The sequence below is a fragment of the Pseudomonas sp. AM14(2022) genome, from assembly GCF_036346455.1.
In the GTDB taxonomy this organism is placed as follows: Bacteria; Pseudomonadota; Gammaproteobacteria; order Pseudomonadales; family Pseudomonadaceae; genus Aquipseudomonas; species Aquipseudomonas putida_A.
In genome coordinates this window covers 493,604-505,446 of sequence record NZ_JAOTNY010000001.1, presented here as the reverse complement: position 1 = coordinate 505,446, position 11,843 = coordinate 493,604, and the positions used below count along the sequence as shown (strand labels likewise).

Here is an 11,843-nt window from a genome sequence, read left to right as displayed (position 1 = left end):
AAGCCCGCTCCCACCCTTGAAATGCATTCCAATGTGGGAGCGGGCTTGCTCGCGAAGGGGCCATCAGCCTCAAACAGATCTCAGGGTTTGGCCAGTACCGGCAGATCCCCGGTCAACCCCAGCGCCTCACGCACAAACAACGCCTTGGCCTCCGGCATCTGCTCCACCAGCTTCAACCCGGCATTGCGCAACCAGCGCAGCGGCAACGGGTCAGCCTGGAACAAGCGCTCGAAGCCCTCCATCGCCGCCATCAATGCCAGGTTGTGCGGCATGCGCCGACGCTCGTAACGACTCAGCACTTTCACGTCCGCCAGCCGTTCGCCGCGTTCCGCGGCTTGCAACAGCACTTCAGCCAGCACCGCCGCATCGAGGAAACCGAGGTTCACCCCCTGCCCGGCCAACGGGTGAATGGTGTGCGCCGCATCGCCGATCAGTGCCAGGCCTTCGGCCACATAGCGTTTGGCGTGGCGTTGACGCAAGGGCACGCACAGCCGTGGATCAGCACTGACGACTTCGCCCAGGCAACCTTCGAAGGCTCGCTCCAGCTCACGGCAGAATGCCGCTTCATCCAGCGCCATCAGGCGCTCGGCTTCACTCGGTGTGGTCGACCAGACGATCGAGCACCAGTCCTGCTGCCCGTCACGCTCCAGCGGCAGAAACGCCAGCGGCCCGTGATCGGTGAAACGCTGCCAGGCGGTCATCCGGTGCGGCCTGCTGCTGCGCACGCTGGTGACGATGGCGTGGTGCAGATAATCCCACTCGCGGGTAGCGACACCGGTCAGACGGCGCACCGCCGAATTGGCGCCATCCGCCGCAATCACCAGCGGCGCGCGCAACTGGCGACCGTCGGCCAGGGTCAGCAGCCAGTCGTCGCCGGAGCGGCGCATCTGTTCCAGCCGTGCGTTGGCCAGCATGCCCAGACCGCAGTCGTGCAAACGATCGAGCAAGGCATCCTGCACCACGCGGTTTTCGACGATATGGCCGAGCACTTCGGCATGCACACTGCTCGCCGAGAAGTGAATCTGCCCGGTGCCGCTGCCGTCCCACACGTGCATGTCGGTGTACGGGCTGCTGCGGCGCTTGGCGATGCCGTCCCAGACGCCAAGGCGTTCGAGTATCCGCTGGCTGGCCGCCGACAAGGCGCTCACTCGAGGTTCGAACGGCGCGGCGGCGTCGAACGGTTTGACGCTCAGCGGGCTGCCGTCGAGCAGCAACACTTCCAGGCCGCTGTCCTGCAACGCCAACGCGAGGGCGCTGCCGACCATTCCGGCTCCGACAATCAGCAGATCTGCGCGCATTTCCATGCTTTAAGCCTGTCTCGCTGGCGGCATGCGCCGCTCGTAAAAGGTTTTAGCGAGCGCGCCAGTTAGCGGCGCGCTGCTGAAAGTGAAAGTGCCGACCCGCCGCTCAAGCATCCGGCCGCGTCCCCAGCCCCATGGCCTGACGAGCAAACCAGCGCTTGGCCGGTGGCAACAGATCGAGACCGAGCAGGCCGATGTTGCGGCCCAGCGAGACCAGCGGCTGGGTGCTGCCGAACAGTCGGGTGACCTGATCGGAGAAGCCCACGGTGAGCTCCTGATCCAGACGCTGCCGCTCGCGATAGGCCTGCAAGGTGGCGAAGTCGCCCAGCGGTTTGTCGCTGGCGAGCAGTGCGGCAGCCAGCGCATCAGCATCCCGCAGGGACAGGTTGAAACCCTGCCCGGCAATCGGGTGCAGGCTGTGCGCGGCATTGCCGAGTACGGCCAGATGCGAGCGTACTTGCTCCTCGGCCTCGACCAGCGACAACGGATACAGATGCCGCGCGCCGACCTGTTTCAAGGTGCCGAGGCGGTAGCCGAACACGCCTTGCAGTTCGCTGAGGAAATCACGCTCGCTGAGGTCTGCCAGGCGTTGCGCATCCATGCCCAGGCGGGTCCAGACCAGTGCGCAACGGTTGTCCGGCAGCGGCAACAAGGCCATCGGCCCTTCGTCGGTGAAACGCTCGAAGGCCATGCCGTTGTGTGATTCGCTCGGGGTGATGTTGGCGATCAGCGCGCTCTGGTTGTACGGACGCTTGCGCACGTTGATGCCCAGTTGCTCGCGCAAACCGGAACGGCCGCCATCGGCGAGCACCGCCAGATCGCACTCGACGGTGGTTTCATCATTGAGGGTCAGGCGATAGCCGTCGGGCAGCGGCTCCATGCGCGTGACTTCCGCCGGGCAGCGCCAGCTGATAACGTCTTTGTCCAGGTGCTGCCACAGGCACTGGCCGAGCCAGGCGTTTTCCACCACGTAGCCCAAGGCCGGCACGCCCTCCTCCATCGCCGACAGACGAGCGGTGGAGAAGCGACCACGGTCGGACACGTGAATCTGTTTGATCGGCTCGGCGCGGCGGGAAATCTCCTGCCACACGCCCAGCCGTTGATAGATCTGCCGGGAACCGAAGGACAGCGCCGACGAACGTGCGTCGTAGCTCGGCTGCCAGCTGTCGCCGGGGGCGAACGGTTCGATCAGGACGATTTTCCAGCCGCGGGCCTTGGCCCCGGCCTGCAAGGCCAGCGCCAGACTGGCGCCGACCAGGCCGCCACCGATGATTGCCAGATTGACTCGACTCATGCCGCGTGTGTCCGTGCTTGCGCCATAAGCGCTTCGATTTCGGCAACGGTTTTCGGTACGCCGCTGGTCAATATTTCACAACCGGTCTTGGTCACTACCACGTCATCCTCGATGCGCACGCCAATGCCGCGCCATTTCTTCGCTACGTGCTGGTTGTCCGGGGAAATATAAATGCCCGGTTCCACGGTCAGCGCCATGCCGACCTCCAGCACCCGCCATTCGCCGCCGACCTTGTACTCGCCAACGTCGTGTACATCCATGCCCAGCCAGTGGCCGGCACGGTGCATGTAAAACGCTTTATAGGCTTCAGTCGCGATCAACTCATCGACCTCGCCTTGCAGGATTCCGAGCTTGACCAGGCCTGCGGTAATCACCCGCACCGTGGCTTCGTGCGCCTGATTCCAGTTTTTGTTCGGGGCGATTTCAGCGAACGCGGCTTCCTGCGAAGCCAGCACCAGTTCGTAGATCGCTTTCTGCTCGGCGGAAAACTTGCCGTTGACCGGCCAGGTGCGGGTGATGTCGCTGGCGTAGCAGTCGATTTCGCAACCGGCGTCGATCAACACCAGATCACCGTCCTTGAGCAGCGCGTCATTCTGCTGGTAATGCAGGATGCAACTGTTGCGCCCGGCGGCGACGATGGAACCGTAGGCCGGCATCTTCGCCCCGCCCTTGCGGAATTCGTAATCCAGTTCGGCTTCGAGGCTGTATTCGTACAGTCCCGGCCGGCTGGCCTGCATCGCCCGGATATGCGCCTGAGCGGAAATCCGTGCGGCTTCGCGCATCACCTTCACTTCTGCCGCCGATTTATACAGGCGCATGTCGTGCAGCAGATGATCCAGGGCAACGAATTCGTTCGGTGGCTGGGCGCCGAGGTGCGCCTTGGAGCGGATCACGTTGATCCAGTCCATCAGATGGCGGTCGAACTCCGGGTTGCTGCCCATCGCCGAATACACCCGGTCGCGGCCTTCGATCAGGCCCGGCAGGATGTCGTCGATGTCGGTAATCGGGAACGCGTCGTCGGCGCCGTAATCACGGATCGCGCCTTCCTGGCCGGCGCGCAGGCCGTCCCATAACTCGCGTTCGGCGTTGCGCTCACGGCAGAACAGTACGTACTCGCCGTGCTCGCGGCCGGGCATCAGGACGATGACGGCTTGCGGCTCGGGGAAACCGCTGAGGTACTGAAAGTCGCTGTCCTGACGGTAGACATGCTCGACGTCGCGGTTGCGGATCGCCACTGCGGCGGCAGGCAGGATCGCGATGCTGTTGGGTTCCATCTGCGCCATCAGGGCCTTGCGGCGACGGCTGTATTCCGCTTTGGGGATATGGGTCATGGGCAGATGGCTTTCCCTGGCACGCGATTAATGCAACGACGGCTTGGCGGCTGGCGGCACGTCGGCTTTCCTGGTTTCCGAGAACAGCAGCAGTGGCGCGACGCGCAGGTATTCCATGACTTCCATGTAGTCGCTTTCGCCGTCTTCGGATTCTTCCAGGGCGTCTTGCACTTGAGAGATCGCAGCCAGATCCTGCAGCACTTCGGTGGCTTCAGTGCTGAGCATGCTGCTGTCGCGGCAGTTCAGGCCGAAACCGCTGAGGAAGCCCTGGCACCATTGGCCCAGTGCGGCGGCGCGGTCGGCCAGGGGCGCGTCATCGGTCGGCAGCAGCAGAACGACGGTGACGTCGTCACCGGTCAACTCACCCTTGACCATCTCTTGCAGGCCGATCAGGGCGTTGCGGACGTTGTCCTGTGGCTCGTTTTCCAGAATTTCGGCGGCATCGATCAGCCACTCGTCGGCGTTGAAGCCGGCACCGGCGCAGCTGCGGCCGAGCAGCAGGCCGTGCAGTTCGGCAGGCGAGACGTTGTGGCCGCTGGTGGTCAGCAGGGTGGCAAAGGCTTGGTACGGGGAATTCGCAATGGTCATGGGCAGCTAGGCGCCAGACGGCGCTATGTCTAGAATGAAGGCCTTGTATCCTACATCGACAGACTCGCCAAGACTATTAAAGGCTGTCCGCCAGCTATCCCATCAGACAGACTCCGACCCAGTGGACACAATGGAAGACACCGACCTGCAAGCGCTGATGGCCAGACTCGAAAAGCTGATTAGCCGAGTCGAGCAACTAAAGAGTCAAAACGCACTCTTACTAGCTCAGGAAAAGACCTGGCGCGAGGAACGCGCTCACCTCATTGAAAAAAACGAAATCGCCCGGCGTAAGGTCGAATCGATGATTTCGCGCCTCAAGGCCCTGGAGCAAGACTCATGAGTTCAAGCAATAGCGTTACCGTGCAGATCCTCGACAAAGAATATTCGATCATCTGCCCCCAGGAAGAACGCAGCAATCTGGTCAGCGCCGCCCGCTACCTGGACGGCAAGATGCGCGAGATCCGCAGCAGCGGCAAAGTCATCGGCGCCGACCGTATTGCGGTAATGGCCGCGCTGAACATCACCCACGACCTCTTGCACAAAGAAGAGCGCCCGGACATCCAGGCCAGCGGCTCGACCCGTGAACAGGTGCGCGACTTGCTCGATCGTGTCGATCTGGTGCTGGCCGACGATCCGGACATCAGCAAGGGCTGATTCGCCAGGCCGCTTGAGGTATACTCGCGGCACTCCCTGGGGTGCTTGCCAGTTGACGATGTCCCTGAGCCGATTTGCACTACCCTGGAGGTTGCACGTTGGGCTGGTGTGCATGTCCGCCAGACGGAAAGCCTTAAAGTCTACTGCATCCTCCACCTTGAACTTTCGGGTTCAAGGGCTAAGTTGACAGCGGTTCATCCGGGGAGCCTGATTCGAATCCGATGCTGGTTTTTGCCGGCATCGGATTTTTTATGCGTGCGTTTTCGCCCTCACCTGCCGAAGCCGAACCATGACCGAACCTGCGCTGCTGCCCCGCCCGCAACTCCGCCGCCTGCTGCGCAAGGCGCGCCGCTCACTGACTCCCGGTGAACAGCGGCAGGCCGCCAAAGGCCTGTTCCGCCAACTGGCGCAAGACCCGCACTTTCGCCGGGCCAAACATATCTCTCTGTACCTGCCCACCGACGGTGAAATCGACCCGCGCCTGCTCCTGCGCGAAGCCCAGCGTCGCGGCAAAGCCACGTATCTGCCGGTGCTCAGCGCCTGGCCGCGAACCAAAATGGTGTTCCAGCGGATTCGCCCCGGAGAAAAGCTCAAGCCCAATCGCTTCCGTATTCTTGAGCCTCGGGCCAATCTGGCTCGTCAGCGCAAGATCTGGACCCTGGATCTGGTGCTGTTGCCACTGGTGGGGTTTGACGATGTTGGCGGACGTCTGGGGATGGGCGGCGGTTTCTATGATCGCAGCCTGGCGTACCTGGCCCGGCGCAAAAACTGGCGCAAGCCGACGTTGCTGGGCCTGGCCCATGAATGTCAGAAGGTCGAACGCCTGGCGCAGGCCAGCTGGGATGTACCGTTGCAGGGCACGGTCACCGATAAGGCGTGGTATTTCGCAGGATAGACGCCGCGCAGATCAGCGGCGTCGGGAAGGCAGTTTCAGCGTTTGAAAGCGGTCGACTGTTGAACCTGTTGCGCGACTTCAACCGGAGCATCGGTCTTGCTCGTCCACAGACTTTGCGCATAACCGGTGGTTACGACGCCAAGGCCGAACAAAATAACCAAAGTCCATAGCAAATCCGGTTTGCGTTTCATCGATTGCCCCCCTCAAGGCACATCATCACGATGACAGCAGCGGTTTCCGTTCGTAGGCCGTGCAGCAGCGTCAAGCTTTAAAGGCCGGCATTTTGCGACAACGTGAACCCGGGCGCAAATGCTGACGTCAACCGACCGTCGGTTTGTCATAAAATTGCCCGACAACCTGCCCAATCACCGCTTGAGGAGCAAAAGACATGGCCTATTGGCTGATGAAATCCGAGCCTGACGAACTCTCGATCAAGGATCTGGAGAAACTCGGCAAAGCGCGCTGGGACGGGGTTCGCAACTATCAGGCGCGTAACTTCCTGCGGGCGATGGCGGTGGGCGATGAGTTCTTTTTCTACCACTCCAGTTGCCCGGAGCCGGGTATCGCCGGAATCGGCAAAATAATCGAGGCGGCGTACCCGGATCCCACCGCACTGGAACCCGAGAGCCATTACTTCGACCCGAAGGCCACACCCGAGAAAAACGCCTGGAGTGCGATTGATGTGGCACACGTCGAGACGTTTGCCCGGGTGCTGAAGCTCGATTACCTGAAACAGCAGACTGCGCTGGCCGAAATGCCGCTGGTGCAGAAAGGCAGTCGCCTGTCGGTCATGCCGGTGACGGCCGAACAGTGGGCCGCCGTACTCGGTTTGCGCTGAGAACTCGCCGGTCACGGTTTTTACCGACAAAAGGGGCTAGGCTTGGCGCTCATTTGACTGACATCAAGCGAATGGAACGCTTGAACAGTCAGACTGCAAGCCACTGCCGCAGGATGCCCCCATGTCGACGCACAGCCGTTCTTCACTTCTATACGCCGGTTCGCTCTTGGTATTACTCGCCGTCGCTGGCGGCCTCGGTTACTGGATGTCCATTAGCAGCCGCCTGGTCGAAGGACTGTCGATGGGCAACGGGCGGCTGGAAGCCACCGAAGTGCAGATCGCCAGCAAGACTTCTGGGCGCCTCGCCGAAGTACTGGTCGACGAAGGCGACAAGGTCAGCAAAGGGCAATTGCTGGCACGCATGGACACCCGCACCCTTGAAGCCCAGCGTAATCAGGCCGAAGCCGAAGTGTTGCGCGCCCGGGAGAATCTCAACGCCGCTCAGGCCAACGTGCAATTGCGCCAGAGTGAACTGCTGCTGGCCCAGCAAGAGCTCGGGCGTTCGCAATCACTGTTCAAGCACGGTTATGTCAGCGCGCAGATCATCGATCAGCTGCAGTCACGCATCGGCACTGGCAACGCTGCCGTTGTCGCCGCCCGGGCCCAAGTGTCTGCTGTCAGTGCGGCGATTGGCGCGGCACAGGCTCAAGTCGCGCAGTTGACCAGTGAAATTGACGACAGCAGTCTGCGCACGCCGATTGATGGCGTGATTCAGCTGCGCATGGCCGAACCCGGCGAAGTGCTGGGGGCCGGTGGTCGCGTGCTGTTGCTGATCGATCCCAACGACCAGTACATGAACCTCTATCTGTCAGCCGCGGTGGCTGGGCGCCTGGCGGTGGGCGAAGACGCTCGCGTGCTGCTCGATGCCTTGCCCGATAACCCGCTGCCGGCAAAAATCAGCTTCGTCGCAGCCAAATCGCAGTTCACTCCCAAAGAGGTCGAGACCCGCGACGAGCGGCAAAAACTGGTGTTCCGCGTCAAGCTGCGCCTGGTTCAGCCCAGCGCCGTGCCGCAGGCCAAACCCGGCATGCCCGGGGCCGGCTACGTGCGGATCGCGCCCGTCGAATGGCCGGCCAATCTGCAATGAGCGGCCTTGCGGTTCAAGCGAACGGTATCGCGCACCGCTACGGCAAACAGCAAGCGCTAAGCGATATCAGCTTCAGCCTGCCCGCCGGTACCCGCTGCGGGCTGATCGGCCCCGATGGCGCGGGCAAATCCAGCCTGCTGGGGTTGATTGCCGGCGTGAAGACCTTGCAGCAAGGGCAACTGGACGTGCTCGGTGGCGCGATCGAGGATCGCCGGCATCGCGACACACTCTATGCGCGCATCGCCTTCATGCCGCAGGGACTGGGCGGCAACTTGTACCCGGAGCTGTCGATCCGCGAGAACATCCAGTTCTTTTCGACGCTGTTCGGCCTGTCGAAGGCTGAAAGCGAGCAACGCATGCACAGCCTGCTGCTCGCCACGGATCTGCTGAAGTTCGCCGAGCGCCCTGCCGGCAAGTTGTCCGGCGGCATGAAGCAGAAACTCGGGCTGTGTTGCGCGCTGATCCATGAACCGGATCTGCTGATCCTCGATGAGCCGACCACCGGCGTCGACCCACTCTCGCGCCGGCGCTTCTGGGAGTTGGTCGACGATGTGCGACGCCAGCGCCCGCAACTGACGCTGCTGGTCGCCACGGCCTATATGGAAGAAGCCGAGCAGTTCGAGCATTGCCTGATGCTCGATGCCGGCAAGTTGATCGCCACCGGCCTGAGCCGCGAACTGGCGAACGTCACCCCCAGCGGCAAACTCGATGACGCCTTCACCCATTTTCAGGGTGACAGCCAGCATGACGCTCAGCCGCTGGTGATTCCACCGCGCACCGGCAACAGCAGCGACATCGCCATCGAAGCCCACGACCTGACGCTGCGCTTCGGCGACTTCACCGCTGTGGATCACGTCAGTTTTGCCATTGGCCGTGGCGAGATTTTCGGCTTTCTTGGCTCCAACGGCTGCGGCAAGACCACCACCATGAAAGTCCTGACCGGGCTGATGCCGGCCAGCGAAGGCAGTGCGACGCTGCTCGGCAACCCGGTGAACGCCAAGGATCTGGCCACGCGCAAGCGGGTCGGCTTCATGTCGCAGAGTTTTTCGCTGTATGGCGAACTGAGTGTGCGGCAGAACCTCGAGCTGCACGCGCGGCTGTTCGACCTGCCCAAAACCGAGAGCGCACAACGCATCGAGGCGTTGATTCAGCGCTTCAATCTGCTCGCGGTCGCCGACCAGCCATCCGGGGCATTGCCATTGGGGCTGCGCCAGCGTCTGTCACTGGCGGTGGCGGTGCTGCACCGCCCGGAGGTGCTGATTCTCGATGAGCCGACTTCCGGCGTCGACCCAGCAGCTCGCGATGACTTCTGGCGGCTGTTGATCGAGTTGTCCCGCGAACAGGGCGTGACGATCTTCCTCTCCACGCATTTCATGAACGAAGCGCAGCGCTGCGACCGCATCTCGCTGATGCACGCGGGCAAGGTCCTCGCCTGCGACACCCCGGCGGCGCTGCAACGCCAGTTTGCGGGAGAGACGCTGGAAGCGGCCTTCGTCACTTGCCTGGAACAGGCTCAGGGCGCTCAGCCATCAGCGCCTGTGGCCGAACCGCAAATGGCGTCGCCGAGCGCAGCGACAACACCGCTGCCCCGTCACGGTTTCAGCCTCGGTCGCCTGTTGGCCGTGGCCAGTCGCGAAGGCAAGGAGCTGCTGCGCGACAAGGTGCGCATGGCGTTCGCCTTGGCCGGGGCGATTTTCATGATGGTGATCTTCGGTTTCGGCATCTCGCTGGACGTGGAAAACCTCGCGTTTGCCGTGTACGACCAGGATCAGACGCCGCAGAGCCGAGCTTATCTGGAGGCGTTTCGCGGCTCCCGGTACTTTGACGAACAGCCGGCCATTCATGACCCGCAGGAACTGCACCGGCGCCTGCAACGCTCGGAAATCAAACTGGCGCTGGAGATTCCCCCCGGATTCGGCCGCGATCTGTACGCCGGGCGCCAACCCGCTGTGGCGGCGTGGCTGGATGGCGGCATGCCGTTTCGCGCCGAAACCAGTCGTAACTATGTTGAAGCCGTGCACCTGGGCAATCTGCAACAGCTGGCCGAGCAGAGCAGCCCCGCGCTGGCCCACCCGGCGGCCGCCAGCCTGGAAACCCGCTTTCGCTACAACCAGGACGTGGTCAGCGTCAACGCTATTGGCCCCGGGGTCATGGCGCTGATCCTCGCCTTCATTCCGGCGATGCTCACGGCGCTGGGCATCGTCCGCGAAAAGGAGTTGGGCTCGATCACCAATTTCTACGCCACGCCCCTGACCCGCCTCGAATTTCTGCTGGGCAAACAGGCGCCGTACCTGCTGGTCAGTCTGGTCAACCTGGCGCTGCTGGTGGCGATGAATCGCTGGCTGTTCGGCGTGCCGTTCAAGGGCAGCCTGCTGACGCTGGCATTCGGCGGCCTGCTGTACGTGCTGGCGACCACCAGCATGGGCCTGCTGATCTCGGCGTTCACCCGCACGCAAATTGCCGCGATCCTCGGCACCATGATCATCACCAGCCTGCCGACCATCCAGTTCTCCGGGCTGATCGTGCCGCGCTCTTCACTGGAGGGCGCGGCAGCGATTATGGGCATGCTGTTTCCGGCGGGGCACTTCCTCGACATCGCGGTGGGTACGTTCACCAAGGCGCTGGACTTGCGTCAGCTGTGGCCACAGTGCCTGGCGCTGTTCGGGTTCTTTGTCGGGTTCACCGGGCTGAGCCTGATCATGCTGAAAAAGCAGGAGGCCTGATGCACAAGTTCGCGCACATCCTGCGCCTGGGACTTAAGGAACTGACCAGCCTGCGCCATGACAGCGTGTTGCTGCTGTTCCTGTTCTACGCCTTCACCGTGGCGATTTACATGCCCGCCGCCGGTTCGGTGATCGGCGTGCACAACGCCAGCGTGGCGATCGTTGACGAAGACCACAGCGCCCTCTCACGCCAATTGGCCCAGGCCCTGCAGCCGCCGGAATTCCAGAATCCGGTGCTGTTGCCTTATGCGCAGCTGGACCAAGTGATGGACAGCGGCCAGTACACCTTCGTGATCAATATTCCGGCGGGCTTTCAAACCGACCTGCTGGCGGCGCGGCAACCGGCGATTCAGGTCAACGTCGATGCCACAGCCATGAGCCAAGCGTTCATGGGCGCCGGCTACATCGGCCGGATCTTCCAGCGCGAATTGCTCGACTATGCCGGTCAGGGCGGTGCAGCGGCCAAGGCACCCGTGCAACTGACTACTCGCGCCCTGTTCAACACCAATCTGGAGGGTGGCTGGTTTCTGGCGGTGATTCAGATCGTCAACAACATCACTATTCTGGCGATCATCCTCACCGGCACGGCGCTGCTGCGCGAACGCGAACACGGCACGCTCGACCATTTGCTGGTGCTGCCGCTGACGGCGCTGGAAATCATGCTGGCGAAAATCTGGAGCAACCTGCTGGTGGTGGTGTTGTGCACCTGGCTGTCGCTGGAAGTGGTGGTCAAAGGCCTGTTGGGTGTGCCGTTGGCCGGCTCGATGAGTCTGTTTTTGCTGGTGACTGCGGTTTATCTGTTTGCCAGTACCGCGCTGGGCATCTTTCTGGCGACGCTGGCGCGCTCGACGCCGCAGTTCGGTCTGCTGGCGATTCCGGTGATCATCCCGATGTTGCTGCTGTCGGGCGGCAGCACGCCATTGGACAGCATGCCGCAGTGGCTGCAGTGGGTCATGCAGGGCTCGCCGTCCACGCACTTTGTCAGCCTCAGCGCCGCGATTCTGTTTCGCGACGCCGGGCTGAACGTGGTCTGGCCGGACTTGCTGGCGCTGACGGCCATCGGCCTGCTGTTCTTTCTCATCGCGCTCGCGCGCTTTCGCAAGAGCCTGGCGTCCTGAACAGCGGCCAACGT

At 62.6% G+C, this 11,843-nt stretch carries 12 protein-coding genes and 1 other RNA gene; 8 read left to right on the top strand and 5 right to left on the bottom strand.

What is annotated here, in order from left to right; genetic code table 11:
• Nucleotides 1-80 precede the first annotated feature (80 nt).
• From V3W27_RS02355 to V3W27_RS02340, 4 genes are all read right to left on the bottom strand, one after another.
• Nucleotides 81-1,298 (bottom strand): 2-octaprenyl-3-methyl-6-methoxy-1,4-benzoquinol hydroxylase, encoded by a 1,218-nt coding sequence (locus V3W27_RS02355; RefSeq protein ID WP_330205935.1) that lies wholly within the window; start codon nt 1,296-1,298, stop codon nt 81-83.
• A gap of 109 nt (nt 1,299-1,407) precedes the next feature.
• The gene (gene ubiH, locus V3W27_RS02350) at nt 1,408-2,595 is read right to left on the bottom strand and encodes a 2-octaprenyl-6-methoxyphenyl hydroxylase (RefSeq protein WP_103368194.1); all 1,188 of its coding nucleotides are present in this window, start codon (nt 2,593-2,595) and stop codon (nt 1,408-1,410) included.
• On the bottom strand, nt 2,592-3,926 hold the full coding sequence (gene pepP / locus V3W27_RS02345; protein ID WP_330205829.1) for a Xaa-Pro aminopeptidase: 1,335 nt from the start codon (nt 3,924-3,926) through the stop codon (nt 2,592-2,594). Before pepP ends, ubiH begins: the two co-directional genes overlap by 4 nt.
• 27 nt (nt 3,927-3,953) lie before the next feature.
• Nucleotides 3,954-4,514 carry a YecA/YgfB family protein gene (locus tag V3W27_RS02340; protein ID WP_330205828.1) on the bottom strand — a complete coding sequence of 187 codons (561 nt, stop codon included), beginning with the start codon at nt 4,512-4,514 and terminating at the stop codon, nt 3,954-3,956.
• A gap of 130 nt (nt 4,515-4,644) precedes the next feature.
• Between V3W27_RS02340 and V3W27_RS02335 the strand changes: the two genes are divergently transcribed.
• The 4 genes from V3W27_RS02335 to V3W27_RS02320 all read left to right on the top strand — a co-directional run bounded on the left by V3W27_RS02335 (nt 4,645) and on the right by V3W27_RS02320 (nt 6,063).
• Nucleotides 4,645-4,854: a TIGR02449 family protein gene (locus tag V3W27_RS02335; protein ID WP_047597101.1), complete on the top strand. Its 210-nt coding sequence runs from the start codon at nt 4,645-4,647 to the stop codon at nt 4,852-4,854.
• Complete coding sequence (locus V3W27_RS02330) at nt 4,851-5,168, top strand: cell division protein ZapA (protein ID WP_007967943.1); 318 nt, start codon at nt 4,851-4,853, stop codon at nt 5,166-5,168. The genes V3W27_RS02335 and V3W27_RS02330 overlap by 4 nt, the downstream gene beginning before the upstream one ends.
• A gap of 30 nt (nt 5,169-5,198) precedes the next feature.
• Nucleotides 5,199-5,377: non-coding RNA, 6S RNA (gene ssrS / locus V3W27_RS02325), on the top strand.
• Nucleotides 5,378-5,457: 80 nt separating this feature from the next.
• Nucleotides 5,458-6,063 carry a 5-formyltetrahydrofolate cyclo-ligase gene (locus tag V3W27_RS02320; protein ID WP_330205827.1) on the top strand — a complete coding sequence of 202 codons (606 nt, stop codon included), beginning with the start codon at nt 5,458-5,460 and terminating at the stop codon, nt 6,061-6,063.
• 35 nt (nt 6,064-6,098) lie between these two features.
• On the opposite strand, the gene V3W27_RS02315 is transcribed toward V3W27_RS02320, so the two are convergent.
• A complete protein-coding gene (locus tag V3W27_RS02315; protein ID WP_003229308.1) occupies nt 6,099-6,254 on the bottom strand; it encodes a hypothetical protein in 156 nt (51 codons plus the stop codon).
• Between the two features lie 197 nt (nt 6,255-6,451).
• Between V3W27_RS02315 and V3W27_RS02310 the strand changes: the two genes are divergently transcribed.
• The 4 genes from V3W27_RS02310 to V3W27_RS02295 all read left to right on the top strand — a co-directional run bounded on the left by V3W27_RS02310 (nt 6,452) and on the right by V3W27_RS02295 (nt 11,829).
• On the top strand, nt 6,452-6,901 hold the full coding sequence (locus tag V3W27_RS02310; RefSeq protein WP_003229310.1) for an EVE domain-containing protein: 450 nt from the start codon (nt 6,452-6,454) through the stop codon (nt 6,899-6,901).
• Between the two features lie 121 nt (nt 6,902-7,022).
• Nucleotides 7,023-7,988 carry an HlyD family secretion protein gene (locus V3W27_RS02305; RefSeq protein ID WP_330205826.1) on the top strand — a complete coding sequence of 322 codons (966 nt, stop codon included), beginning with the start codon at nt 7,023-7,025 and terminating at the stop codon, nt 7,986-7,988.
• The gene (gene rbbA / locus V3W27_RS02300; RefSeq protein ID WP_330205825.1) at nt 7,985-10,711 is read left to right on the top strand and encodes a ribosome-associated ATPase/putative transporter RbbA; all 2,727 of its coding nucleotides are present in this window, start codon (nt 7,985-7,987) and stop codon (nt 10,709-10,711) included. Before V3W27_RS02305 ends, rbbA begins: the two co-directional genes overlap by 4 nt.
• Nucleotides 10,711-11,829, top strand: coding sequence for an ABC transporter permease (locus V3W27_RS02295; RefSeq protein WP_330205824.1), 1,119 nt, complete (start codon nt 10,711-10,713; stop codon nt 11,827-11,829). Before rbbA ends, V3W27_RS02295 begins: the two co-directional genes overlap by 1 nt.
• Nucleotides 11,830-11,843: the final 14 nt, after the last annotated feature.